General features: G+C 51.1%; 22 protein-coding genes and 1 other annotated feature (1 of these 23 cut by a window edge). Of the genes, 5 read left to right on the top strand and 17 right to left on the bottom strand.

Translation table 11 applies throughout. From position 1 onward, the window contains the following. Positions 1-11 precede the first annotated feature (11 nt). Positions 12-2,807, bottom strand: coding sequence for a calcium-translocating P-type ATPase, SERCA-type (locus ABEW73_RS12720; RefSeq protein ID WP_430170925.1), 2,796 nt, complete (start codon positions 2,805-2,807; stop codon positions 12-14). 178 nt (positions 2,808-2,985) lie between these two features. Between ABEW73_RS12720 and ABEW73_RS12725 the strand changes: the two genes are divergently transcribed. Then, a complete protein-coding gene (locus ABEW73_RS12725; protein WP_430170927.1) occupies positions 2,986-4,743 on the top strand; it encodes an Rqc2 family fibronectin-binding protein in 1,758 nt (585 codons plus the stop codon). A 173-nt stretch (positions 4,744-4,916) separates the two neighbouring features. Here ABEW73_RS12725 and ABEW73_RS12730 read toward each other — a convergent pair whose 3' ends face one another. The 9 genes from ABEW73_RS12730 to ABEW73_RS12770 all read right to left on the bottom strand — a co-directional run bounded on the left by ABEW73_RS12730 (position 4,917) and on the right by ABEW73_RS12770 (position 13,913). Next, on the bottom strand, positions 4,917-5,783 hold the full coding sequence (locus ABEW73_RS12730) for a PHP domain-containing protein (RefSeq protein ID WP_430170929.1): 867 nt from the start codon (positions 5,781-5,783) through the stop codon (positions 4,917-4,919). A 38-nt stretch (positions 5,784-5,821) separates the two neighbouring features. After that, complete coding sequence (locus ABEW73_RS12735) at positions 5,822-6,730, bottom strand: selenium metabolism-associated LysR family transcriptional regulator (protein WP_430170931.1); 909 nt, start codon at positions 6,728-6,730, stop codon at positions 5,822-5,824. A 118-nt stretch (positions 6,731-6,848) separates the two neighbouring features. Next, positions 6,849-7,286 (bottom strand): hypothetical protein, encoded by a 438-nt coding sequence (locus tag ABEW73_RS12740; protein WP_071223691.1) that lies wholly within the window; start codon positions 7,284-7,286, stop codon positions 6,849-6,851. 431 nt (positions 7,287-7,717) lie between these two features. Next, the gene (locus ABEW73_RS12745; RefSeq protein ID WP_076320721.1) at positions 7,718-7,981 is read right to left on the bottom strand and encodes a YlbG family protein; all 264 of its coding nucleotides are present in this window, start codon (positions 7,979-7,981) and stop codon (positions 7,718-7,720) included. 47 nt (positions 7,982-8,028) lie between these two features. Next, complete coding sequence (locus ABEW73_RS12750; RefSeq protein ID WP_430170933.1) at positions 8,029-8,466, bottom strand: YlbF family regulator; 438 nt, start codon at positions 8,464-8,466, stop codon at positions 8,029-8,031. Between the two features lie 103 nt (positions 8,467-8,569). Continuing rightward, positions 8,570-10,279 (bottom strand): helicase-associated domain-containing protein, encoded by a 1,710-nt coding sequence (locus tag ABEW73_RS12755; RefSeq protein ID WP_430170935.1) that lies wholly within the window; start codon positions 10,277-10,279, stop codon positions 8,570-8,572. Beyond that, entirely contained in the window at positions 10,276-12,060 is a 1,785-nt protein-coding gene (locus ABEW73_RS12760; protein WP_430170937.1) for a DNA repair helicase XPB, read from the bottom strand. The genes ABEW73_RS12755 and ABEW73_RS12760 overlap by 4 nt, the downstream gene beginning before the upstream one ends. A 140-nt stretch (positions 12,061-12,200) precedes the next feature. Continuing rightward, positions 12,201-13,373 carry a M20 family metallopeptidase gene (locus ABEW73_RS12765; RefSeq protein ID WP_430170939.1) on the bottom strand — a complete coding sequence of 391 codons (1,173 nt, stop codon included), beginning with the start codon at positions 13,371-13,373 and terminating at the stop codon, positions 12,201-12,203. 30 nt (positions 13,374-13,403) lie between these two features. Next, the gene (locus tag ABEW73_RS12770) at positions 13,404-13,913 is read right to left on the bottom strand and encodes an NUDIX hydrolase (RefSeq protein WP_430170940.1); all 510 of its coding nucleotides are present in this window, start codon (positions 13,911-13,913) and stop codon (positions 13,404-13,406) included. A 252-nt stretch (positions 13,914-14,165) separates the two neighbouring features. On the opposite strand from ABEW73_RS12770, the gene ABEW73_RS12775 reads away from it, so the two are divergent. Next, on the top strand, positions 14,166-14,513 hold the full coding sequence (locus tag ABEW73_RS12775; RefSeq protein WP_100536087.1) for a YugN family protein: 348 nt from the start codon (positions 14,166-14,168) through the stop codon (positions 14,511-14,513). 11 nt (positions 14,514-14,524) lie between these two features. Continuing rightward, positions 14,525-15,742, top strand: a complete 1,218-nt coding sequence (gene ftsW / locus ABEW73_RS12780) for a putative lipid II flippase FtsW (RefSeq protein ID WP_430170942.1) — start codon at positions 14,525-14,527, stop codon at positions 15,740-15,742. A 56-nt stretch (positions 15,743-15,798) separates the two neighbouring features. Here ftsW and ABEW73_RS12785 read toward each other — a convergent pair whose 3' ends face one another. After that, positions 15,799-16,185, bottom strand: a complete 387-nt coding sequence (locus ABEW73_RS12785) for an Asp23/Gls24 family envelope stress response protein (RefSeq protein WP_009589611.1) — start codon at positions 16,183-16,185, stop codon at positions 15,799-15,801. A 187-nt stretch (positions 16,186-16,372) separates the two neighbouring features. Between ABEW73_RS12785 and cax the strand changes: the two genes are divergently transcribed. After that, positions 16,373-17,446, top strand: coding sequence for a calcium/proton exchanger (cax, locus tag ABEW73_RS12790; protein ID WP_430170944.1), 1,074 nt, complete (start codon positions 16,373-16,375; stop codon positions 17,444-17,446). A 111-nt stretch (positions 17,447-17,557) separates the two neighbouring features. Here cax and ABEW73_RS12795 read toward each other — a convergent pair whose 3' ends face one another. From ABEW73_RS12795 to ABEW73_RS12815, 5 genes are all read right to left on the bottom strand, one after another. Next, complete coding sequence (locus ABEW73_RS12795) at positions 17,558-17,845, bottom strand: YlaN family protein (protein WP_430170946.1); 288 nt, start codon at positions 17,843-17,845, stop codon at positions 17,558-17,560. Positions 17,846-17,995: 150 nt separating this feature from the next. Next, positions 17,996-18,241 carry an HPr family phosphocarrier protein gene (locus ABEW73_RS12800; RefSeq protein WP_071223684.1) on the bottom strand — a complete coding sequence of 82 codons (246 nt, stop codon included), beginning with the start codon at positions 18,239-18,241 and terminating at the stop codon, positions 17,996-17,998. Between the two features lie 95 nt (positions 18,242-18,336). Further along, entirely contained in the window at positions 18,337-19,452 is a 1,116-nt protein-coding gene (locus tag ABEW73_RS12805) for an aminopeptidase (protein WP_430170948.1), read from the bottom strand. A gap of 130 nt (positions 19,453-19,582) precedes the next feature. Then, complete coding sequence (locus ABEW73_RS12810) at positions 19,583-20,410, bottom strand: hypothetical protein (protein WP_430170950.1); 828 nt, start codon at positions 20,408-20,410, stop codon at positions 19,583-19,585. Positions 20,411-20,513: 103 nt separating this feature from the next. Continuing rightward, the gene (locus ABEW73_RS12815) at positions 20,514-22,505 is read right to left on the bottom strand and encodes a sensor domain-containing diguanylate cyclase (RefSeq protein WP_430170952.1); all 1,992 of its coding nucleotides are present in this window, start codon (positions 22,503-22,505) and stop codon (positions 20,514-20,516) included. 532 nt (positions 22,506-23,037) lie between these two features. Between ABEW73_RS12815 and rpsD the strand changes: the two genes are divergently transcribed. Next, positions 23,038-23,640, top strand: coding sequence for a 30S ribosomal protein S4 (gene rpsD, locus ABEW73_RS12820; RefSeq protein WP_430170954.1), 603 nt, complete (start codon positions 23,038-23,040; stop codon positions 23,638-23,640). An 86-nt stretch (positions 23,641-23,726) separates the two neighbouring features. On the opposite strand, the gene tyrS is transcribed toward rpsD, so the two are convergent. After that, entirely contained in the window at positions 23,727-24,980 is a 1,254-nt protein-coding gene (gene tyrS / locus ABEW73_RS12825; protein ID WP_430170956.1) for a tyrosine--tRNA ligase, read from the bottom strand. Between the two features lie 52 nt (positions 24,981-25,032). Then, positions 25,033-25,108, bottom strand: a binding site (T-box leader); it runs 182 nt beyond the window's last position.

Consider the following 25,108-nt stretch of genomic DNA (forward strand, 5'->3'; position numbering starts at 1 on the left):
AACCATTCATTTTACGCCGAAATATTTGCACTCTTCGTCATCATGCTGCGGCGGTTATGTTTGCGGTTCCGTCTGCCTCCCCACACGCTTCCCGCCCCCATCAGGAAGGTAGGAATGCCGGCGGCCACGAGTGTCAATGCCCACTCTTTCAAGCCAAGTGGAACCGTCTTGAAGATCGGCTGAAACGCCTCGATGTACATAACGCCGAGCATGAGCAATACCGAGGACAGCACAGCCAGAACCAAGGCTTTGTTCTGCAGCGGATTGCGGTGGAAAATCGAACGCGAGCTGCGGCAGTCAAACACATGGATCAACTGCGCCATGACGAGCGTCGCAAAAGCAACGGACTGTGCCTTGGCCAACTGGCCCGGATCATTCGGCGCGATGCGCAGCGTAATCCAAAATGCGCCCAGTGTACACAGGCCGATCAATATGCCGCGGCTGATGATTTTCCAACCAAGTCGTCTGGCAAAAATATTTTCCTTGGCTCCGCGCGGCTTGTGCTCCATCAGATCCTTCTCCGGCTGATCCACCCCAAGCGCCATAGCCGGCAGTCCGTCGGTCACGAGGTTGACCCACAGAATCTGGATCGGAACGAGCGGAAGCGGCAGACCCATCATCATCGCGAAAAACATCGTCAGAATTTCGCCGACATTGGAAGCCAGCAAATAGCGGATAAATTTGCGAATATTTTCATAGATGCTGCGCCCCTCCTCAATCGCTGAAACAATCGTGGAGAAATTATCATCGCTGAGCACCAGCGAGGACGCTTCCTTCGTTACGTCTGTACCGGTAATCCCCATGGAAATTCCGATATCCGCCGCTTTGATGGCCGGAGCATCGTTCACGCCGTCCCCCGTCATGGCAACCACATGCCCCTTACGTTGCAGCGACTTTACGATGCGGAGCTTATGCTCAGGGGATACGCGGGCGTAAACAAAGGTCTGATCCACCCTCGCGTCCAGCTCTTTGTCATCCAACCGGGATAACTCCTGGCCCGATAACGACTGGCCGTTCCTTGGCAGGATGCCGAGCTGGGCGGCGATCGCTTCCGCCGTCGTCCGGTGGTCGCCCGTGATCATGACGGTCTTGATGCCCGCGCGGCGGCATTTCGCAATCGCATCGCGCACTTCACGGCGCGGCGGATCGATCATCCCGGTAAGTCCCACAAAGATAAGCTGGCTCTCGGCCTCTTTCTCCGTTTCCGGCTTGTCATAGGAACGCAAATCCCGATAAGCCAAACCAAGCACGCGCAGCGCATCGGAAGCCATGCCTTCATTGGCGGCAAGCACCTTCTGACGGAGTGTAGCGGTAAGCGGAACAATGTTTCCTTCCCACATGATATAAGTGCATGCATCCAGCAGGACATCCGGCGCGCCTTTCGTGCAGAGCAAGCGTCCGCCTTGATGGCTGACAATGACGGACATCAGCTTTCGCTCCGAATCAAACGGAAACTCTTTGTCTCGCTGGTAGATGGAGTTCAGGCTTCCCTTTGTCAATCCCATTTTGGACGATAGCGTCAACAGCGCTCCTTCGGTCGGGTCCCCTTTTAATTCCCAGGCAGCAGCTGTCGGTTCTTCCTTGCTCTTGCGCTTGTTCCGCGTTTCTTCCTGCACGTTCTCATAGATTTCGGCATTGTTGCACAGACCGCTGATTTGCAGTAATCTGCGCAGTCCTTGGTCGGACCGCAGCTCGACCGGTTGGCCTCTATGAAGGATCTGACCGGTTGGGTCATAACCGTGCCCGGTCACTTCCAATGAGCGTCCTCCCAGCCAAACTTGGGTTACGGTCATTTTATTCTGCGTGAGCGTCCCGGTTTTGTCCGAACAGATTACGGATGCACAGCCCAGCGTTTCCACGGATGGCAGCTTGCGTACAATCGCTTTGCGCTTAATCATGCGCTGCACGCCGAGGGCGAGCGCAATCGTGACGATGGCCGGAAGCCCTTCCGGGATGGCCGCAACCGCAAGGCTGACTCCTGCAAGGAACATCCCTGCGGCAGGCTGTCCATGCAGAATGCCTGCGACGACGACCAGAATCGTAAGCCCCAGTGAAACGGCGATCAGGATTTTGCCCAGCTGCTCCAGTCGATGCTGCAGCGGCGTCTCCTGGGATTCCGTGTTCTGGATCAAATCGGCGATTTTGCCCATCTCCGTATCCATTCCGGTTCGGATGACAACACCCTTCGCCGTACCGCGGACCACCATCGTGCCCATGAACCCGATGTTCTTCCGGTCACCCAGCGGAACATCCGCATCGCGGATCGGATCGGCATGTTTGTTCACCGGCAGGGACTCGCCGGTCAAGGCCGATTCCTCGACGCTGCAGCTGTTGATCTCAAGCCAGCGAACATCGGCCGGTATGCGGTCTCCGCTCTCGACGAGCACGACATCGCCAGGGACGAGTTCTCTGGCCGCAACCTGTACCACCTTACCGTCCCGAACGACCCTTGACATGGGCGCGGACAGCTGCTTCAAAGCCCGAAGCGATCGTTCCGCCTTGAATTCCTGAACGAAACCAAGGATCCCGTTGATCAGGATGATGGCCACAATCGTTACGGCATCCAGATACTCGCCCAGCAGACCCGATACCAGGGTGGCTCCAAGGAGCACCAACGTCATGAAATCCTTAAATTGATTCAGAAATAGAACAAATGGAGAAATTTTAACGCCCTCGGAGAGCTCATTATAGCCGCTTTTTTTTCGTCTCTCCCCGGTTTCCTCTTCCGTGAGGCCCTGCTCCGGATGCATATGCAGCGCTTGCTGCAATTCATCCGTATCCATCTGATGCCATTGCTTTTGTTCCATGCTTCCTTTCCCTCCCGGTTGTTTTCCTCCGGCGGATGACAGCTTTTCCACCCTTTCTACGTAAATGTATTCGGACAGGTCCTGAATTATCACAGAAGGGGCCTTAAGTTTTTGAGGGAAATATGGCATCATAGAGAAGTACGATAGGAAGGGTAACAGACAGATAGGAGAATGAAGGATGGCATTAGACGGCATTGTCACGCGTGCGATCGTGCATGAGCTTCAATCATGCCGGGGCGCACGGATCAATAAAATATATCAACCGAACGATCGGGACATCGTGTTTCATATACGCACCCAGCAGGGGAACGCCAAGCTGCTGCTATCCGCTAACCCCACGTATCCCAGGGTGCATCTGACGCAGGAAACCTTTCTGAATCCGGCCGAAGCTCCTATGTTTTGCATGATTTTGCGCAAGCACTGCGAGAGCGGCATTATCGAGGACATCCAGCAAGTCGGCATGGAACGAATTATTCATATTACGATCCGGCAGCGCGACGAACTGGGGGATATCTCCTCCAAGAAAATCATCGTCGAACTGATGGGCAGACACAGCAACATCATTCTACTCGATCCCGCAAGTGACACCATTTTGGACGGCATCAACCATGTGACACCCGCCATCAGCAGCTATCGCGTGGTCATGCCGGGATTCTCCTATACGAATCCGCCGGAGCAGCACAAGCTGAATCCGCTCGAAACCTTGCAGGAAGCCTTCCGGGAATCTTGTCTGATGAACGAGGAGCAGGCCGTTCCATGGTTGGTCGGCGCGTTTAGCGGCCTCAGTCCGCTCGCGGCCCAGGAAATTGCCCATCGCGCAGGGGGAAGCAGTGCTGGCGGGGTTGAAGGGGAAAAAGATTGCGGCAGCCTATGGAGCGTTTTTGATGAGATCATGGAACAAGTCCGTAACCATCAATATACGCCCGTTACAGGCGTCAATGCCAAGGGGAAATCCGTGTTCTCCGTCATTCCGCTGACCTTGCTGGTGGACAAAACCACAACCTACGAGTCGGTCAGTCGATGCATGGAGGATTATTACGGAGACAAAGCGCAGCGGGATACGGTTAAGCAGAAGGTAAGCGACCTCCTCCGATTCCTGCAGAATGAACGGACGAAGAACATCAAGAAGCTGGATAATCTGAATAAGGACTTGGAAGAAGCTGGGGATGCCGACCGGTATCGTATCTTTGGCGAGCTTCTCTTCGCCTCGCTCCACCAGATTCAGAAGGGCGACCGTGAAGCCCAGCTGGTTAACTTCTATGATGAAGAGCAGGCGACCGTCACCATCCCGCTGGATCCGCTCCTGACTCCATCGGACAATGCACAGCGCTATTTCAAAAAATATAACAAGTACAAGAACAGCCTCGCGGTCATCGACGAACAGTTAATCAAAACCCGCGAAGAGATTAACTATATCGAGAATCTTCTGCAGCAGCTGTCACATGCTTCCTTGAGCGACATCGATGAAATCCGGGACGAGCTGATCCAGCAGGGATACTTAAGAGACCGCAATCGTAAAGCGAAAAAAAAGAAGAAAAACGATAAGCCGACGCTGCATGTCTATACTTCATCCGAAGGCATCGAGCTTTATGTAGGCAAAAACAACCTTCAAAACGAGTACGTTACCAACCGTCTCGCTTCCTCAAACGATACATGGCTGCACACCAAGGATATCCCGGGCTCCCACGTGGTCATCCGCAGCAGCGAGTACGGGGATGCAACGCTGCAGGAAGCGGCACAACTGGCTGCTTATTACAGTCAGGCGAAAGAATCCAGCAGCGTGCCCGTCGACTATACACTCATTCGCCATGTACGCAAGCCGAATGGAGCCAAGCCCGGATTTGTCATTTATGACAATCAGAAAACGCTGTTCGTCACGCCGGACGAGCAGCGGATCAAGGCGATGCCCAATTCGGTAAAAAACAATCGCAATTAAGATGCACGAAGACACCGATATATTAGTTTAATACCAAAAAACGGGTACCTCGAAAGGTCGTATGACCAGCCGGAGTACCCGTTTTTTCTTATTGTCATGCCAGGATTCTCCTATACGAATCCGCCGGAGCCGCACAAACTTAATCCGCTGGAAACGGACAGTATTGTCGATTCTCAGCCCCTTGCCTGCTCCTGTTGAAGCTGGTCCAACACCTGGATAGATACCTGGCGGCTTCCGATATCCCCATGGAATACCTGGCCCTGCCTCTCACCATGGTAATCCGATCCGGCGGTCACAATCAAGCCGTATTCCTCGGCCATGGCCAAGTAGCGTTTCTCCTCCGCCGCCCCATGGTCCGAATGATAGACTTCAATCCCCTTGAATGCAGCCTCTTCAATGACCGCTCTCACCAGTGCGTCACCGCCGTAGAGTCCAGGATGTGCAAGCACCGGCACGCCCCCGGCTTCCCGTATCCATTCGCAGGCTTCCTTGGGATGAATCCGCGGCTGCGGCACATAAGCAGCTGCGTCCTGTGCGAGATAACGGTCGAAAGCATCCCTTAGATCGAGGGCATGACCCTTAAGAACCAGCGCATCCGCAATATGCGGGCGGCCGATGCTCTCATCGGGTTCCAGCGGCCGTCCCAAGCCGGCAATCACTTCCTCCATCGTAAGCTCGATGCCAAGTTCTCTCAGCTTGGTCATGATCTTCTCATTACGCTTCTCCCTCGTGCGACGGAGCTCTGCCAGCCGCTCCAGAAATACGGGGTCCCGGTAATCGATGTAATAGCCCAGGACGTGAATATCCGTCCCGCCTGCCATGGTGCTGATTTCTACGCCAGGGACCACGACCATGTTCAGCCGTTCTCCGGCTTGCAGCGCCTCCTCGACACCAGCTACGGTGTCATGATCCGTTATAGCTAGCGCCCCAAGTCCCCGCTCGAAGGCAAGCTGCACGTTCTCCGAAGGTGTGTTCATCCCGTCCGAAGCCTGGGTGTGGGAATGGAGGTCGCAGCCCGTCCGATCCATCGATGTATCCATGATATTCAATCCCCTTTCGTTGTATGCGCGGGTGTAATTTATCGCTGGTTTCGCTGGCGTTCTTCCTTTAAATAAGCCAAAAACGTCATCGCCGACATCGGCAGCAGTGCTGACCGCAACTGAATCGAATAAAAGTTCCGCTTAAATGAGGCATCCGCAATATCAATCATTTTGACTAACCCGAGCGCGGTTTCATGCTTGACCGTTGAGGTCGACAGCATCGTAATGCCGAGCCCTTCCTCTACCGCTGATTTCACCGCTCCCGTACTCCCAAGCTCCATCACCGTCCGGATGCTTTCGGGATCGTACCCCCGCATAAGCAGCACATCCTCCATCACCTTCCGGGTGCCAGACCCCTTCTCGCGAAGCACAAACGGATACTTCAGCACATCCTCCAAATATATCGCATCTTCTCTTGCCGCTAAAGGATGACCGGAAGGAACGATCAGTTTCAATTCATCCTCCATGACCGAATCCAGGACCATATCCGGATGCTCGACAGGTGCTTCAATCAGTCCAAAATTCAATTGATGGCTCGCGATTTCCTCGAGAATCTGCGTGGTGTTTATCACTTTAAGCATGATGGATATATCGGGATACTCCCGGCCGAAGGGTCCCAGCAATCGGGGCAGCACGTACTCTCCGATGGTCAGGCTAGCCCCCAGTTGGAGCCTTCCTTGAAGCTTATTCGAGAATGCCGCCATCGCTGCGTCCGTCTCCTGCGACAGCTCCAGGCTCTTGCGGGCAAAAGGAAGCAGCGTCCTCCCGGCCTCGGACAATTCCATGCGCTTGGTGGAACGAATGAGGAGCTTTGTCCCAAAATATTCCTCCAGCGATTGTACCTGCATCGTCACAGCGGGCTGGCTCATATGAAGCGCCTGGGCAGCAGCGGAAAAACTCCCACGCTCTGCTACCGTGTAAAAAATATGGAGCTGATGAAAGTTCATAGCATCGGTTCCCCTCTCGCTGCCTCTCTTTGTTTTTATCATTGTAACGGATCAGAGCGGTGCATACAAAAAAGACATCCGCGCTTACGCTCGCATGCCATATGATAACTCTATTTCTTTATTTACGTTTCCGGCTATTCTTAATCAGTGTCATACGACGTGAATGGCGAAGCCATGAGTAATACGACTTCAGGTCTCGAAGCTCAATGGTTTCTGACATACGTCCCAAAAAAGTTACAATAATCATCCGATGCAGCGGGTTGCCAATCAAATCACGTTCATGCTCCAGCTCCGAAAACTCCGCCACAACTACCAGGTCGTCGTCAATCAGATAGACATCCTGTTCGTTGCGGTAATACGGCACGATCCGGTCCTGCTTCAGGCACTCCCACATCCAAGTCCCGATTTCCTCATGGGAGGTGTCGTTACCCTGAACCCGGTCCGTATAACGGCTCTTCGCATGATTGGTAATGACGATGTCGGCTACCTTTTTATCATTTAACGTAATATAAAACGGCTCATAGGTGCTCCACCGCTCAGTCCCTTTGTCGCGCATGGAATATCACTCTCCACCAAATGGGTCTTTGTATCTATGTATATATACCCAACATATTACATCATTCCACTGGCATTCACAAGATTGAAACCTCGCTTCTTGTGAACAATCACCGAAAATTTAGAAATATCTCTAGTTGTATCCTGTGCGTTAGGCGCTGACGTCGCCTGGAATGATGGCTTGATTAAAGTGTAAATTGTACCTTACTTATACTATTTTATCAAACAAGATTCCGATTTATGCCAATCTATCGTCATCAAACCATAATAAACTTTATAAAAAAGCGGATTCCCCTTACGATATCAGGAAGTCCCATGCTCCAATTTTATACCTTCCAATATCTTAAAAAAAGCGGCCCCCGCGGGGGCCGCTTTACGCTCTTTTCGCTAACTTATCGTTAACATTAGATTCGCGATCAGGCACATCATGTGCTAAGGACCGTAAAACTTCGCTTTATCCGGCCCTTTGCTGCTGTACTCCGTCTTAATCTCATTCCGGAAGGAGCGCTCGATCTTACGAACGTAGGACAATCTCCGGATGTTCTTCATTGTTTCCTCGGCGCGGTCAGCATTGACGTACATGACAACATAATGCATGCGGCGTGATATATAGTGCACGCTGCCGTATTTCTCCAAATTTCTTGCTGCCTTCACATCGCTGACCCATATAATAAAACCGGTCCGTTCAGCCAACATCCTAAGCTCCTCGCCTCACTTTCGTCTCTATCTCTAGTCTATGCCTATTATCCGCACGAACAAGCTCCGCCGCTGCCGCACCCCTTCTTGGGAAGAGGGTCGTTGCCAGGTACCTTGATGCTTTCCGAAACCGAAAAAGCAATCTTCTCCGACATCGAATGCAGCAGATCGTCCAGATTCTTCTCCGCCTGCTTAAACCGGGCTACAGGCTCGTAAGCCTCAAGCTCCGCTTCCACTGCGGCTACTTCATCCTTGGCCGAATGGTAATTCGGGTGAAAGTGACCGAACCGCTGAGTCTCTTCAAACAGCTCTTTCTTGGAATCAAGCTTTCTGATCAAAGCCTGAATCATGGGATCACCCTCAACTGCCTGCTTCCAATATAGATAATCCGCCACTTCGACGGAAGCATTAATCATGTCGCCTATTTCATAGGCATAGGTGAGCACCTCGGCCATATCGACCGTGTTTATTTCCGATACGCTCATGAACTCATCCCGCTTTTCTAATAGTTTGGCCCAACGTTTTGTTCGTGGACTCTTTCATCATAGCATAACGCTCGTATCTTAAGAAGGGGGAATTCAAACGCTTTTACGGAATAACAAGCCGCATTTCCTTCCATTCCCCTTCGCCTAACTGCACCACAGTGCCCGTCATTTCGGAATCCGGATCGTATAAAGCCCCCGAAATTTTCCATGGCTGCCGCTCGAGCTGAAATGGAATAAACTCCATCCGGCTGCCATCAACCGCAATCTCTAATTTGGCTGACAATTCAAGCGCCTGCTCCATCATTTGCTTGGCCGTTGAACCGTGATAAGAGCGCCAATCCCGTGTCCACATAATGGGAATCCGGTTCAAATCCGGAACGATTGAAGCTATATCCGGAAGGCTGTCGTCCCGCTCAAGAACAAGCTCACTGCGCGCAGGGCGAATTAATCCGCTGGAAGGGCAGCCAGGATAACGCGGTAAAGCGTAACGGTTATCCCCTTCATCACAGGCCCCGATTTCCGTTTCATCTTTCGGAGCTGCGCCGGCATAGCGTAAAGACTCATTCCTCCCCGCGCGCTCAAGCTCCTTGCCCCACTGACATAGGGCCACGCATACGTTCTCTGGAATTCCTGCCGCTGCATGCTCCGTGAAAAAAGCCGTGATCGCTTCTGGCCCCATTCCTGCTGTGGTCGCCTGAGCTACCGAATCTCTGGTCAGACGATAAACCGTCATTACGTCATCCGAGATGCGCTCCGTGCATAGGGCAGCCGTAAACTTGACCATATAAGGCACGTCAGGTGGAATCAATATATCAAAATCCGGCTGAATAAACAGCCGCGAAGATCCGGTTTCATCCTTACTGCTTCCACTCAACAAGGAGCAGGGATCCATTCGCCACCGGAACAGGAATTGACCATCGTGATCCATGCCGAGATCGGTGTAACCGCAGCCGGTCAATAAACGGAGCCATGAAGCCGCATCCTTCGCGGACAACTTCCTTCCCCTAAGAGGCTCCCAGTTCCGTGGTTCCTCGCCCTTTACTAACAGGTGCTGGGCATAATACCACATCCCGCCGATCCGAGATGAGTGGCAAATCTGCCATGTGAAATGCTGATACTCGGCCGAACCTGGAACATAGCGTTCCATCATGCGCAAAAGAACCCATCGGTCCATCGCTTCGCGTGAGCGTGCGAGCCAATGACGCAATGCGGTCATGTTCAGCTTAAGCTCCCTTTGCTCCAGGGCGACCAGCTCAAACGAAAACAGTAGATCCAATACGATCGCAACATGCGGCGGGTAAACATCAGTATGATCATATTGTAGAGTGAGTCCCTCGACATCGGCGTGCGTTAATCCCACGATGCTCCCCAGCTTCTGAATAAACTTCTTATGTAGGACCCCTTTAGCGGTCACTACCAAGCGATTCTTGGCCATATATACGAGAACATTGAACATATCAACTGCTATGCCGCTTCTTCCCTCTTGCTGGAGCTTCACGGCAGCAGCGGGAACGAAATCCGCCTCAAGATCGCCAAAGGCCTCCTGGAGAATTTGAAGCTTATCAAAAGGAATGAAATACAGCCTCTCGCCCCAGCCCTGTTTCACCGCTTGAACCCATCGCTGCTGCCTCAAGGATAAGAAGGCGAGCTGTATTTCCAAGCCGCTCAGGCGCCGAACGCGCAGCGAGCGAAGCTTGTCGTCATCAAAGCTCTGCCCGGCAAAGCGGGTCCAGATATGATGCAGGACTGATCGCTCCTTCGGAAGAAGCCGCTCTAAGGTTATGGCTTTCGTCACCTCCTGCTGCTCCATCATCTCCACGAAGCCTCCTTCCCGTCAGGAATCTGCAAGCGATGCGTATGCCGCATCGCTATGAGGTCAAGGGAGGCCGGATGCTCCGCTTGAATCGCGTGATATTCATACCCCTGCTCAATCAGGAACAGCTGGCGCCGAATCGCAAACATCTCCTCCCGGCTGTCCTCCGTCACCAATGCATAGAAATAAGCCCGATTCTCCCCTTGCTTCGGCCGCAGCAAGCGTCCGAGGCGCTGCGCCTCCTCCTGCCGTGAGCCGTAACTGCCCGAAACCTCGATCGCAACGGAAGCATCGGGCAGGTCAACCGCGAAGTTAGCCACTTTCGAAACGACAAGTACACGGACGGCTCCTTCCCGGAAAGCCTTATACCATTCATTACGCTGATCCTGCGTCATCTGCCCTGTAATGAGAGGGGCGTGCAGCTCCTCGGCAATGGCATGAAGCTGATCCAGGTATTGCCCAATGATCAGCGTCTGTGCATCCTCGTGGAGATCCACGAGCCGCCGAATCACGCGGAGCTTGGAGGGATTCTCGGCAGCCAGCCGATACTTCTCCCTTTTGCCTACCGTCTTGCAGGCTTCTCTTATCTCATCCGGCAGCGGCACCTTAATCTCCGTGCAGTCCACCGAAGCAATCCAGCCCTGCTCCTCCAGCCTTTTCCAAGGCATTTCATATCGTTTGGGGCCGATCAGCGAGAACACGTCATGCTCCCTTCCATCCTCGCGAACCAGGGTGGCGGTCAGTCCAAGCCTGCGGGTCGCTTGAATATCGGCCGTCGCACGGAATACCGGGGCGGGGAGAAGATGAACCTCGTCATAGATGATTAAGCCCCAGCGACGCTCATTAAACAGCTTCATATGCTGCTGTTCATCCCCCTTGCCTTGTCGGTGGGTCAAGATGTGATAGGTGGCGACCGTTACCGGCCTCACCTCTTTGCGCTGACCGGAGTATTCGCCGATCTCCTCCGATGACAGCGAGGTTTTCTGCAGCAGCTCGTCGATCCACTGCCTTACAGACGTTGTGTTGGAGGTGAGAATCAGGGTCTCGCACTGCAGATCGCGCATGGCAGCGATGCCAATCACCGTTTTCCCGGCACCGCAGGGCAGGACAAGCACCCCGTTCCCACCTTCTCCGCCGATATCCCTAAAGGATTCGGCAGCCTTCTGCTGATAGTCGCGAAGTTTGAATCGTTGATGGTTTGAGCCGCCGTTTGAATCCTCACTTCTCTCCGCTCCCGGTGTTTCTCCACGCCAAAGGATGTTCAGATATTGCCCGTCCAGATACCCTGCCTGGTCCAGCACAGGATAGCCAAGCCGGGTCAACTCCTGCTTTAACAGGCCACGCCGGTCGGAGGGCACCTCTGCCTCGTTTGCCGAAATCAACCGAACGCCGATTTCCATCAGGGAACGCTTGGACCTGAGCTCCTGCATCAGGGCTTCATTATTGCTGTGCAGCAGCAATGAACGATCAAGCGTTGGATGCGGAAGCAGCGACAGCTGTCCGTAACGCCCAACAAGCTGGATAACCTCTTCCAGCAGGGCTGCCGGCACATCCCAACGTGACAGCGACTGAAGGCTCGAACAAATCGCCTCAGCCGTCATTCCTCCGGCAGCGGCGTTCCATAAGGATAACGGGGACAGACGATATGTATGAAAAGACGTAGGACTTTTGATCAATTCCGCATACTGGGCCAGTTGTTCGCGTGCGGCCTCAGCCTCCACATGAGCGGTCTCAAGCAATATGGTCCGATCCCGCTGGACGATGCATGGCTTGTTATGCATCTTAATCCCTCCTTGTAACATTTGGTTCTCTCAAAAAAAAGAAGCCCACATCCATATCCATGGATTTGAACTTCCCCTATGATCAATAGGATTTCCAAATGACGAGCGTTCATGCGCAATGTTTACGATTTTCTTAAAGTCTAGTCCCCGTTCTGATAACTCGACACCATCTCGACCAGCAGTTTCGCCCCATAACGCATGGCATCTTCATCAAAGTCGAACATCGGGTGATGATGCGGATAGATTGCCCCCTTGTCCGGGTTACCGGCTCCAACAAAAATGAAGCAGCCTGGAATTTCCATCAAGTAATAAGCAAAATCCTCTGCTGGCATCAGTTTGGGCGAAACCTTGACCTGATCCGCTTTGAATACTTTCGGTGCCGTGCGGAAGAACCGCGCGGTTTCGGTCTCATCATTCACCAAGGGTGGATAACCGACGAGATATCGGACCGCTGCCTTCGTGCCATAGGTTTCCGAAACCGTCCGGGTCATATGCTCGATCCGCTCCCGAATCAACGTCCGGGTAGGTTCGTCAAAGGTGCGCACCGTTCCCGTGATTCGGCAAGAGGAAGCAATTACGTTTTGCGCCGTTCCGGCCTGTATCGTTCCTACCGTAACCACGGCAGGCTGCAGTGGATCTACCGTGCGGCTTACAATAGTTTGGAGCTGCATTACAAGCGCTGCCCCCGCTACCAGGGCATCGGCTGTCACATGCGGCATACCGCCATGTCCCCCGCGCCCTGTAATATCAATGAAAAACTCATCTGCCGCAGCCATCAGCGGACCCGGAGCGCTCGCTGCGGTCCCTACTGGAAACGGCGTCCATAAGTGGAGACCATAGACGACGTCGGCTCCGTCAAGCGCTCCATGCTTGATCATCTCTACCGCACCGCCGGGACAGACTTCCTCCGCCGGCTGGAACATAAAACGAAGCTCGCCCCGGACTTCTTCCGGATACGTGCTGTAATAAGCAGCGGCACCCAGCAGCATGGAGGTATGTCCATCATGCCCGCAAGCGTGCATCACGCCTTGCACCCGGGATTTGTACTCGCAGCTTTTGCCGTCTTCAATCGGCAGCGCATCCATGTCGGAACGCAGCACAACGGTCTTGCCAGGTTTATCCCCTTTTAGAATGCCTATAACGCCATGCCCGCCCACACCTGTCTTGACCTCCAAACCAAGCTCCTGCAGCCGGGTTGCTATAAATGTCGAAGTTTCCTTCTCCTGGAACGAAAGTTCCGGGTGCATATGTAAATGACGACGCCACTCCACCATCCGTGGATACCATTGTTCCCAAAATGCTTCCTTCGTCAAGTTCCATCATCCTCCCCCGCTATATGCGGCTCAATCGATCGCAAGAAATCCGTAAAGCTTGCTCAGCAGCAGTCCGTGCCCAACCATGGCATCCATTCGGCGGCCTTCCTTGATCTTGCGATATACATCCCTGAGTGGAACCCACATAGCTCTAATATCTTCGTCCTCATCTTGATTCGACTCTTGGCTACCGGACACCTTCAAATCGTCGGTGAAATAAAAATGAACGTTCCGGTTGGCCAGAGAAGCCATCGGATAAGCACTGCCCATGTAGGACAGGTCCTTGCACAGCACGCCTGCCTCTTCCTCAAGCTCCCGCTTCACGGCAAACTTCCGTTCCTCACCCGGTTTCACCGTTCCGCCAGGAAGCTCCCAGGTGTTCTCATGAACGGCTTCCCGGTGCTGGCATACCAAGAGCAAACACCCTTGATGAACGGCCACAACCGCTGCAGATTCCGGAATCTGGTCGATCACGACAATTTCCTTCTGCCCGTTCTCTTCCACTACATAATACTCCGTGCGGTAAACGACGCGATTCATCGGCCATATCCACCCTTCGCTTAAAGTGAAGTCCTATGAATATATAACCACCAGGATGGAAAGCGTACATTTCACAGCGTTTTCACTTTCTTTTATTTTAGCAGAAAAGAAGAATGCCTGTCGTTATCAAAATCTCATCTGGATAAAAGGTCTCAATTGAAGCGTGACGGGCGGTACAGGCTTGCACAAGTTCCTGAAACATACTATCATATTAAAGAACTTTGCAAGGACTATTAAGGGGGTTACGACCACATGATTTTCGAAAATACAGGCTTGGACGGATTGCACAGCGATTTAGCTTACCTTGATGAATGTGCCGAGAAAGTTGGCTTCATTCGTTGGCAGTGGGAATACTACCGCGCTACATATGACTTGAAAATCGAAGATAAAAAAAATCAGGCTGAATACTTCCTGCGCATTAATACCCGCGCTGTTGAAGGCAAACTCGAAAAACCGGACGCCATCCTCAAAATCGAAGCGGTATACCTGGGTAAAGCCACGTTCCCGCACGGACTTGAGTATGAATCCATGGCTCCACAGCCTGTTATGAATGTGGCTACCAAGAAGCTTCAAGAGCTCAAAGCTCTTCTGGAAGCGTAAGGTCGAACATTATGAATACGACCAAACCTCAGCCGAAGAGAGGGACGCCTGATTTTCAACTGCTGATCCTTACCTTGCTGTTAGTGGGATTCGGACTGATCATGGTGTTCAGTTCCAGCTCCAGCTTGGCCGTTTTCAATGAAAAATTCAATAACGATCCGCTGCATTTTACGAAGCGGCAAGTCGCGTTTGCCGTCCTCGGCACGTTGGTTATGTTTGTTGCCATGAACATCAACTATAAGAAATACAAGCAGCTATTCATACCGGTGTTTTTTCTAACCTTGATGCTGCTGATTCTTGTGGTGATCATCGGTTCCGCAACCAACGGAGCCACCAGCTGGTTTAACCTGGGGAAATTCGGCATCCAGCCGACCGAACTGGCTAAAATTGCGACCATTGTCTATCTGGCAGCGCTGATTACCAAAAAAGGGGAACGAATCCGTCAATGGAAGGGCGGTTTCTTCCCCGTACTCATTATTGTAGGGGTCGTAGCGGGACTTATCATGCTTCAGCCGGATTTAGGCTCCTGCTTCATCCTCGTGGCTACGAGCGGGCTGCTGATCTATGCTGGCGGCGCCAGCCTCAAGCATATCCTAGGATGTATCTCGCTTGTCGCGCTTGGCCTGGTGCTCACACTGGGCGTCGGTGCACTCTTTAACTCCAGCGGAGATCAGGAGCAGGCTTCCAAGAACTACAAGATGGGCCGGATCGAGGCTTTTATGGACCCGTTCCACGATGAGTCGGACACGGGCTACAATTTGGTGCAATCGCTGATCGCCATCGGCCAAGGCGGTGTCACTGGAGCCGGTTACGGGGAGAGCGTGCAGAAGCTGCATTACCTGCCGAATCCTTACAATGACTTTATCTTTTCGGTCATCGGCGAAGAATTCGGTTTTATCGGAACTGCGATATTCCTCCTGCTCTACTTATACTTTATCTTGCGAGGAATCATTGTGTCGCTTCGCTGCTCGGATCCGTTCGGAACCTTGACCGGCGTCGGCATCATGGGACTAATTGCCATCCAGGCCTTCATCAATATCGGCGGGGTTACCAATACCATTCCGATTACGGGCGTTACCCTCCCGTTCATCAGTTATGGCGGATCCTCGCTGCTGGTTATGATGCTGAGCATGGGAATCGTGCTTAGCATATCCAGGGACAGCAACCGTCCGATGAAAGAGGAGCAGGTTAAATCCGTAATTAAAAAAGACTACCGGTCAATCGGGTAGTCTTTTTTCTCGGTTTTTTTCATCATCAGCGGGGAACGATCCCCTTATGGTATGTCTTATTTGGCTCGAAGTTGAATATCGTCGATTTCATCGTCTTTAAAAGCTACGCCTTCGACCTTCACATTGACCTCAACCACACGAAGTCCTGTCATGCTCTCGACAGCTTCGCGGACATTCTGTTGAAGCATGCGGCACACTTCATGAATGGGTGTCTCATAGAGCACGATAATCCGCAGGTCAATCGCCGCTTCCAGCTGACCTACTTCTACGGTAACACCCTTTTGCACATTTTTGCCGCTCAGTCGCTTAGCCCAGCCCTCGGACAATCCACCGGACATTGCTGCAATACCTGGGGTTTCCAAGGCAGCTAATCCGGCAATTTTCGAGACGACATCATCCGATATTCGAATCAAACCGTTATCCAGTTGAAGTTGTTCCGTCATGCCATTTCCTCCTTCACCTCATTATCCGTTATTGTAAATGGTAACGGACCTAAAAAGCAAATGCTCCTTTCTGAAAAGAAGGATAATTCTCCGAAAAATTTGGGTATATTGTAAAAAGCGATACGAGAATCGTCGTTTCCGCTCGCAAGAACTCATCAATACATAAACCATAAGGTAGGTGTCGGTTATGAAAAAATGGCTACACCCCGCGCTGCTCATCTTCACTTTTTTGCTTAGTGCGCTGGGGCATTTTGCAAATTGGAACTTCACGCTCCAATTCATTCTGTCTTCCATCTCCGTTATTTTTGTCGCCGGTTTCCTAGGCAAAGCAACCGAAAGCGTCGCGCATTACGCCGGCCAACGGCTCGGAGGATTTCTGAACGCCACCTTCGGTAACGCGGCGGAGCTGATTATTGCCATCCTGCTGATCAAGGAAGGCTTGTACGATATGGTGAAAGCAAGCATCACCGGCTCCATTATCGGCAACCTGCTGCTCGTCCTCGGACTCAGCCTGTTTGCAGGGGGCCTCAAATTTAAAATCCAAAAATACAACGTGACGCTGGCAGGGCTGAACGGATCCCTGATGACGCTGGCGATTATCGCCCTGTTTATCCCTGCTGTCTTTCTGAATACCCACTCCATTACGGAGAGTGAGACCAAGACGCTCAGCCTCATTGTGGCGGGAATTCTTATCATAGCCTACATCGCATGGCTGGGGTTCTCGATGATCACCCACAAGAATTATTTGGCGGATGTCAGCGACGATAACGATCAGGAAGCGCTGCCGCATGAGCACGGTCCCATCTGGTCCAAGAAACGCTCAATTCTGTACCTCGTTGTCGCTACGGTGATGGTAGCGTTTGTCAGCGAATGGCTTGTTGGGGTCCTTGAGCCCATCAGCCACGAGTATGGCCTCAGCGAGCTGTTTATCGGGGCATTCCTTGTAGCAATTATCGGTAACGCAGCCGAGCACAGTGCAGCCATTATGCTCGCCATGAAGAACAAAATCGGTGCCGCCGTTGAAATTGCCGTCGGCAGCAGCCTGCAGATTGCCCTATTTGTTGCTCCCGTGCTCGTGTTCATCAGCTTCTTCCTTGGGGATACGATGGATCTCGTGTTTACCACGCTGGAGCTGGTTGCTATCGGTGTCGCCGTATTCATCGCCAGATCCATTACGCAAGACGGTGCCTCCAACTGGTATGAGGGCCTGCTGCTGCTCGCCGTGTACGTCATACTGGGCGTCTCGTTCTTCCTCGTCTAAATGTAAGAAAAGGTCAGCCCATACAGTGTGCGATGTGATCCACAAGAAAAAAACGCATGCCGCCTGAGTGCGACATGCGTTTCTCTATGTATGCGCCTGTACGAGTACAGGCTATTTGGATTGATTCATGGCTTCGTACAGGACCGCTAGATTGCGTTCAAGCTTGCTGATCAGCTGCTTTCCCGTACTTTCCGGAAGAAGCCCGGCCCGCACCGCGAAATCAACCTCTTTTGAAAAACCGTACATTTGGGTATCCAGCACTTCCTCATAGAGAGGGCAATAACGGGTCGCCAGATTCTCCATCTGTACTTCAATAAGCTTTAGGATTTTATCTGCATCTTCATGAAGAAGACTGATCGCTCTTAAATTCAGCTGTTCCTGTAAATCAGATGAAGTCATGATCTTCCCCCCTATGTCCAAAATCACAGCACAGTTACTATCTTTAATATTAGTCGAAATCGTTTCTCAATACAAGGACCTGAACAAAATAGACCCTTTCTCTACGAAAAAACACCCTTCCATTCTATGGAAGGGTGTTTTTGGCGACTGTTATTCAGCCACAACGGATACATTCAAACCATGCTTGGTGAATACGTCGATCATTGCTTTTTTAGCTGCATCAGCATCTGGTCCATGAACATGCAGTTCATAGCTTTGGCTATTAACAAGCGTTGTGAACAGACCCAAGATGCTCTTAACATCAATGTACTTGTTCTCGGCCTGCAAAACGATGGAGGACGAGAACTGGCTAGCGGTTTGCGAAATTTCTACGATAGATTGATTGTTATTGGACATACGAATCCCTCCGTAACTTTAGGATCTGAATAAAGCTCATCACTGCACCTTCATGATACATTGAATCCGTTTTCTTATGCAACATTTTTTCCAATCTATTTAAGATTTTCCGGATTTAACGCTGCCAGTTCTGGAATAACAAATATACCATCCTTGCGAATCAAGCGATCATCAAAGTAGATTTCCCCGCCGCCGTACTCCGGACGCTGGATCAAAACGAGATCCCAGTGAATCGAGGAGCGATTGCCGTTGTCTGTTACATCATATGCTTGACCTGGCGTAAAATGCAGGCTTCCGGCGATTTTCTCATCAAACAGAATATCTTTCATCGGTGTCAAAATGTATGGGTTGAAGCCGATGGCAAATTCGCCGATATATCTTGCACCTTCATCCGCATCCAAAATCTCGTTCAAACGTTTGGTGTCGCTGCCGGTTGCTTCAACAATTTTTCCGTTTTCAAAGCGGAATTTAATATTCTCGAAGGTTATGCCATTGTAGAGAGTCGGTGTATTGTAAGAGATTGTTCCGTTAACAGAATCACGGACAGGCGCTGTGTATACCTCGCCATCCGGAATGTTTTTCTGACCGGAGCATTTCTCCGCACCGATGTTTTTGATCGAGAAGCTGAGATCCGTTCCCGGTCCCACGATGCGAACCTTGTCGGTCTTTCTCATCAGCTCGGCCAAAGGATCCTGGGCGCGGTCCATTTTGGAGTAATCTAGATTGCACACATCGAAATAGAAATCCTCAAACGCCTCGGTGCTGGTGTTGGCAAGCTGCGCCATGCTGGCGTTCGGATAGCGGAGAACCACCCATTTCGTACGCTTGACGCGCTCTTCGCTATGTACGGGGTGCGAATAAAGTGCATTATACAGCTTCATGTTTGCCTCGGGCACGTCAGCCATATCGTTGACGTTCTCGCCTGCGCGGATACCGATGTAACAATCCATTTTCTTCATGCGCTCAAGATCCAGCTCAGCCCACAGCTCAAGCTGCTCCTTATTTGCGTTCTTCAGCATGGCACGTTGAACCGTGCGATCTGTCAATTGCACGAACGGGCGGCCACCTTGATTCGAAACCTCCTCAATGATGGCATTCATCAGATCGCGCTCTGATCCAATCATTTCGATGAGCACATTTTCGCCCGGCTGCATATCTACCGAATAGTTCACGAGATTTTGAGCCAATTTTTGAATTCTGGGATCACGCATTGTCATATCCTCCTTATGATGACTGTTCCCTACGTTATGAATTGAACAGCGGTAAATTTATTCATTATTGTAGCATGCGAACAGCCCTAAGTCAGCGTTCATCGTTAAAAAAATTTTCATGGCGATCCCTTTAATAACCAGTAAATGTAACATCGGACAGCAGTGTTTCCGTGCGGGTTCTGCCTTGTTCGTCAACAAAAAACAACGTTCGTTCCATAGTCAGTTTGGTAGGAAGCTGTTTTTTTTTGTTAATCGTTACATGAGAGACCGAAACCGTGTCCGCCTTGCTAAGCATGCTCTTCATTTCATTATAGTCCCGCTCCCACACGGCCTTCAGTCGTTTGCGTACCTTCGGATCTTCACTGTACAGCGGATCCCCTTTGCGTTCGATCCGCTCCGCCAGCGTCTTCATCTGCTCATCCAGCGATCCATAGACCATATGGGCTGCCGCTTCAGGTGACAGCTCGATGCGCAGCACCTTGGTTCCTCTTGCCGCCCCCAGTTCCTGGGTCACCGTCTTCTCCGAATTTCCGATATACTCCAGCAGTTCCAGCGGATTCAAGCGGGTTATCCACATTTCCTCGACATGTCCTGATGAGAGTGTGCTCCATTTGCCTTCCTTGCGCTTCAGGGACACGGTAAGTCCATCCGCTTGATATACCGAATCGGCAGATACCTTATCATTGCGTATGGTTGTGCCCTTGTTCGTTGAGGATAGTGTCAGATTCGTATGATGCTCCAGATTGCCTTCAAATGCCAAACTTTGCTGAAACGGTCCGTTTTCTCCGCTCCGAATCGCCGCTTCTCCCCGAAAAGAGAAATTATCAACGCCAGACAGCCCTGACAGGGCGCGGTTAAACGACTCTTCGGCAGACAATTGATCTTGCCAGGCACACCCGGTTAAGCAAAAGACAAACAAAACCATTCCGATGACGCTCCGTGATCTTCTTATTCTCATAATCATCAGCCTCTCGTTGATCTTTCTCTTAGGCTATCCGCGGTCCATGACATTATGCAGATGACAGAAAAAACCCTGCAGCCACTAAATAGCTGCAGGGTATTTAATCCAATCCGATTTCAGCCTCGGCCCTCTCTACGACAATCCGGTTGCGGCCGCCATTCTTCGCTTCGTAAAGGGCCATATCCGCTCGATAAAAGAGGGACTCCACGCTGATCTTGTCATTGGTCCAGTTCCATTCGGAAATTCCGCAGGACACCGTTACGCGCGGGTCGGTCTCTTCCGATACCCTTATGCGAATCCGTTCGGCGACCTGCATCGCCTGCTGAATGCCGAGTCCCGGCAAATACACGGCAAGCTCCTCGCCTCCCCAGCGGGCCGGAATATCGCTGTGGCGAATCGTTGTCTTCACGATACTGCTGACCTGCTTCAGAATTTTGTCCCCCCGCTGGTGACCGAACGTATCATTAACCTGCTTGAATGCATCGATATCCACAACAATGAGAGAACCGCAAAAATCGCGAGTCTGACATTCATGGATCATTTCATCAAGATAATGTCTCGCATACAGTTCAGTCAGCATATCCCGGTTCGCCATTCTTCTTACTTCCGCATGCAGAAAGGCATTGCCGATAGCCAGACCAATATGGCTTGTCAGGGCTTGAAGCAACCGATAGCTGTCATACGAAAAATAATGCCGCTTCGCATGGGTGAGAAGGACAACCCCCCGCACCTCACCGTTTACGGTAAGCGGAGTAGCAATCATCGAGCTGGAATGAGTGCTCTCCATTAGCCGGGATTCCGCCGGACGTTCTTCGTTATAGTCCGACAGGATGAGGGGTTCCTTCGAATGGTAGACTAGGCCGCCCAAACCATAATCCTTCTCAAAAACCTCCTTGGCAAGCCATTCGGCGTTGCAGGATACCACTTCAAGACCGCCAAGCTCCTCGTTATAAATCAAAATGCAGCAGTAATCGGCCTCAAGAATCTTTAACAGCTCATGGTTGGCAAATTGAAATATCTCAGCCAAATGCAAGCTTTTGTTCAACCGCTGTGTCAGTTCATTAATCATACGGAGCTCATGAATCATCAGATTGGACTGCTCGTACAATTTCGCATTCTCAAACGCGGTGCCCGCAGCATCGGCCATCATCCCGAGCAATTCCAGATCCATGTCGGGCAGCTCAGACTTGTCCACTTCGACATGGAGCACGCCATAAACGCCCTGCTTGCCTCCCATGGGAATCCCGATTTCCACGATCGAATCGGGTTCCTCATGCTCATCAATCGTGAGGGTACCCTCCATAAATGTGCGGACATAAACCGCTCTCTGCCAATGATGAAGCAGCAGAGGACGCACTAGCGGATGTCCGCTCTCATGGTCCTGAGACATAAACAATTCAACTTTGGCCTTGGGATACAGTGCCAGAACACTGTCAATAGCCTCCACCAGCACATTGTCCACATTAATCTGCACATGCATCCGCTTTACATACTGAAACATGATGGAACGCCTGTGCACCTCACGCTCAGCTTGGTTGTGGACTTTCTCCAGATCATCGGCAAATACGTATTCCAGCTTCCGATAGAAGCAGGAACGAAACAATAACGCGTAAGTTTCTGTCAGCATAAGCGACTGTTCCGGTTCCATCGCATGCGAGGAAACGCTGACCATCACCGCAAATACATCCCCATGAATACGAGTGAAGAGCGGGACAGCGCACACCACGCTTCCCTCCAAAGAACCCTTTCCCATCCCTTGGGCGGCTTCTTTGGAGTTTAAAGCAAGCGATAACGTCTCATCTTCATTTGCGCTAAGGTATTGCGTTATTTCGGACGCCCCTGTCAGCCAAGCTCCCTCATGAGAAAGAAGGGCCCAGCTGAATTTCTTCATCGCCTGTGTGCCTGCGCTTTCTCTTAGCCACTCCAGATAGCTGTCTGATAGGAGAGGCTGAATATAAGGGAAATCATGAGGTGTAATATCCAAGCTCTGAAGCCAAAAACGAGGCTCGTTTCCAGGAATTGGCCCAGCATCATTAAACATAACTGCAGAACTGGGAGAGCTTTCATACACTTTCCGTTGATCTTCTGACATATTGGGCGCTCCTTTGCACCATTATAAAAGGCCTATCCAAGACTGGCGTTCCGATTCATAATGTAAGGATCCATTTGGCTGCCGCATTTAATAGCGGTAACCCAGCTGTTCAACATATTGGGAGTTCATGATAAACACCAAAAGATGTTACGATATGTAACTAGATAAATGAGACTACTTAATCCAATATCATCTTACTCTTTTCTACCCATTTTTGCATTAAAATTTATGCGTTTTTCACAATATTTTTAGGTCCATGGTCCTATCGACAAAATTAGACAAAAACCAAGTTATAGTAAGTTGCAGGTTGAACTTGACTTTATATCATTACTTCATATAATATTTATTGTTGAGTAAGAATGCAATGCATTCCATGAATTTGGGCGGGTTGTGTCACCCTCACGTTATTTGTTACTGGCAGGACAGCGGCTGAACTTTCCTGGCAGATCTTCCGGAGATTACGGTTAGAGCAAACAAATACGGCGCAAATAGAGCCCTAATGAAACTTTAATTAAAAAGGAGTCTATATAACATGGCACGTTACACCGGTCCTAAATTTAAATTAAGCCGTCGTCTGGGAATTTCCCTGAGCGGTACAGGTAAAGAATTGGCTAAACGCCCTTTCCCTCCAGGTCAGCATGGTCCTAACCAACGGAGAAAAATCAGCAACTACGGTATGCAGCTTCAAGAAAAGCAAAAGCTGCGTCACATGTACGGCTTGGGCGAGAAGCAATTTAAAACCCTGTTTAACAAAGCAACTGGCATGAAAGGTATCGCTGGTGAGAACTTTATGTTCCTGCTTGAGAGCCGTCTGGACAACCTGGTTTACCGTCTTGGCTTCAGCAACTCCCGTGCGGGTGCTCGTCAATTGGTAGCTCACGGTCACGTGACTGTGAACGGCAAGAAAGTCGATATCGCTTCTTACGCTGTAAGCACTGGCGATGTAGTCGGTCTTCGTGAAAGAAGCCGCAGCCTCTCTTCCATCAAGGAAGCTTTGGCTAACCGCGTACATCTTCCAGCTTACCTCGAGTTTGATGAAGCAGCAATGGAAGGGAAATACATCCGTCTTCCAGAACGTTCCGAACTTTCCCAAGATATCGATGAGAAACAAATCGTCGAATTCTACAACCGTTAAGATTAACTCGGAACCCAAAAAACCTGAAGGCCTTGGCCTTCAGGTTTTTTTAATATCCAAATGAATCCTCCGCAAATTCAATCTTCTTAAGAAAGCTTCAGTCTGGCAAATTTACGCTTGCCCACTTGAACCACATCCCCGTCTTGAGGAACAATTTCGCCGTGGGTTTCGCTGCACTTCTCTCCATTCCATTTTACGGCCCCCTGCTGGATACTGCGTCTGGCCTCACCATTGGAAGCGGCAAAACCGAGCAGTGTCAACAGTTTGATAAGCGTAATCTTTCCTTCATCCAGTTCTCCTTCGGGTACAATATAAACCTCAATGTCTTCAGGAAGCGCCTTCTGCTGGAACACGGTCACAAAATGCTGCTGTGCGGCATCCGCAGCCTCCCTCCCATGATACATGCGAACGAGAGTGTGCGAGAGACTCATCTTGGCATCCCGGGGATGAACGCTTCCATCTCGAAGCCCCTTCTCCAGTCTGGTTACCTCCTCACCTGCCATATCCGTGGCCAAGCCGAAGTACTTCAGCATGAGTTCGTCCGGAACGGACATAGATTTACCGTACATCTCATTCGGTTCTTCATCGATACCGATGTAATTACCCAAGCTCTTACTCATCTTCTGTATACCGTCAAGTCCTTCGATAAGCGGCATCGTGATCGCAACCTGAGGCTCTGTGCCATACTCCTTTTGCAGGGTTCGCCCCATCAGCAGGTTAAACTTCTGGTCCGTTCCCCCAAGCTCGACATCGGTCTTAAGCGCCACAGAATCCATACCCTGCATCAACGGGTAAAAAAACTCGTGGATGCTGATCGGAAGTCCGCCCTGGTAACGTTTAGTAAAGTCATCGCGCTCCAGCATCCGTGCCACCGTAACCTTTGCCGATAAGCCGACCACTTCAGCAAATGTCATCGGCGCAAGCCACTCGGAGTTGTAGTACACCTTCGTTTTTTCAGGATCCAATACTTTGTATATTTGTTTCTTGTACGTCTCTGCATGACGCCTCACATCCTCTTCCGACAACTGCTTACGCGTTTCGGATTTGCCTGTTGGATCTCCGATCCTGCCAGTAAAGTCCCCGATGATGAGCTGTACTTCATGTCCGAGTTCCTGAAACTGACGCAGCTTCTGCAGCACGACGGTATGCCCGACGTGAAGATCGGGCGCTGACGGGTCCATTCCCAGCTTCACACGCAGCGGCTCGCCGGTTACGACCGATGTCATCACCTTCTGCCTCATCTCTTCTTCCGGAATGATCTCCACCGCTCCGCGGGAGATCACCTCCATCTGACGTTCCACCTCCTGCTGCTGAACGTTCGACAAAACATCCCACTCCATGCTTTTCGCACACCTCCCACTAATTTTGAACGCAAAAAAGCTCCTACTCATCCCAAGGGACGAGTAGGAGCGCTCGCGTTACCACCCTAATTAAAATCCGTTACCTCAGGAACGGATTTTCACTTCAT

This window comes from Paenibacillus lautus (genome assembly GCF_050482385.1).
Classification (GTDB): Bacteria; Bacillota; Bacilli; order Paenibacillales; family Paenibacillaceae; genus Paenibacillus_AQ; species Paenibacillus_AQ lautus_B.

Excerpts from the sequence above, each read along its gene's own strand:
- ABEW73_RS12760 (WP_430170937.1), bottom strand. The coding sequence starts at position 12,060 with ATGCATAACAAGCCATGCATCGTCCAGCGGGATCGGACCATATTGCTT.
- ABEW73_RS12810 (WP_430170950.1), bottom strand. The coding sequence starts at position 20,410 with ATGAGAATAAGAAGATCACGGAGCGTCATCGGAATGGTTTTGTTTGTC.
- ftsW (WP_430170942.1), top strand. The coding sequence starts at position 14,525 with ATGAATACGACCAAACCTCAGCCGAAGAGAGGGACGCCTGATTTTCAA.
- ABEW73_RS12720 (WP_430170925.1), bottom strand. The coding sequence starts at position 2,807 with ATGGAACAAAAGCAATGGCATCAGATGGATACGGATGAATTGCAGCAA.
- tyrS (WP_430170956.1), bottom strand. The coding sequence starts at position 24,980 with ATGGAGTGGGATGTTTTGTCGAACGTTCAGCAGCAGGAGGTGGAACGT.
- ABEW73_RS12755 (WP_430170935.1), bottom strand. The coding sequence starts at position 10,279 with ATGATGGAGCAGCAGGAGGTGACGAAAGCCATAACCTTAGAGCGGCTT.
- ABEW73_RS12735 (WP_430170931.1), bottom strand. The coding sequence starts at position 6,730 with ATGAACTTTCATCAGCTCCATATTTTTTACACGGTAGCAGAGCGTGGG.
- ABEW73_RS12775 (WP_100536087.1), top strand. The coding sequence starts at position 14,166 with ATGATTTTCGAAAATACAGGCTTGGACGGATTGCACAGCGATTTAGCT.
- cax (WP_430170944.1), top strand. The coding sequence starts at position 16,373 with ATGAAAAAATGGCTACACCCCGCGCTGCTCATCTTCACTTTTTTGCTT.
- ABEW73_RS12785 (WP_009589611.1), bottom strand. The coding sequence starts at position 16,185 with ATGACGGAACAACTTCAACTGGATAACGGTTTGATTCGAATATCGGAT.
- ABEW73_RS12795 (WP_430170946.1), bottom strand. The coding sequence starts at position 17,845 with ATGACTTCATCTGATTTACAGGAACAGCTGAATTTAAGAGCGATCAGT.
- rpsD (WP_430170954.1), top strand. The coding sequence starts at position 23,038 with ATGGCACGTTACACCGGTCCTAAATTTAAATTAAGCCGTCGTCTGGGA.
- ABEW73_RS12750 (WP_430170933.1), bottom strand. The coding sequence starts at position 8,466 with ATGAGCGTATCGGAAATAAACACGGTCGATATGGCCGAGGTGCTCACC.
- ABEW73_RS12770 (WP_430170940.1), bottom strand. The coding sequence starts at position 13,913 with ATGAATCGCGTCGTTTACCGCACGGAGTATTATGTAGTGGAAGAGAAC.
- ABEW73_RS12800 (WP_071223684.1), bottom strand. The coding sequence starts at position 18,241 with ATGTCCAATAACAATCAATCTATCGTAGAAATTTCGCAAACCGCTAGC.
- ABEW73_RS12815 (WP_430170952.1), bottom strand. The coding sequence starts at position 22,505 with ATGTCAGAAGATCAACGGAAAGTGTATGAAAGCTCTCCCAGTTCTGCA.
- ABEW73_RS12805 (WP_430170948.1), bottom strand. The coding sequence starts at position 19,452 with ATGCGTGATCCCAGAATTCAAAAATTGGCTCAAAATCTCGTGAACTAT.
- ABEW73_RS12740 (WP_071223691.1), bottom strand. The coding sequence starts at position 7,286 with ATGCGCGACAAAGGGACTGAGCGGTGGAGCACCTATGAGCCGTTTTAT.
- ABEW73_RS12730 (WP_430170929.1), bottom strand. The coding sequence starts at position 5,783 with ATGGATACATCGATGGATCGGACGGGCTGCGACCTCCATTCCCACACC.
- ABEW73_RS12725 (WP_430170927.1), top strand. The coding sequence starts at position 2,986 with ATGGCATTAGACGGCATTGTCACGCGTGCGATCGTGCATGAGCTTCAA.
- ABEW73_RS12745 (WP_076320721.1), bottom strand. The coding sequence starts at position 7,981 with ATGTTGGCTGAACGGACCGGTTTTATTATATGGGTCAGCGATGTGAAG.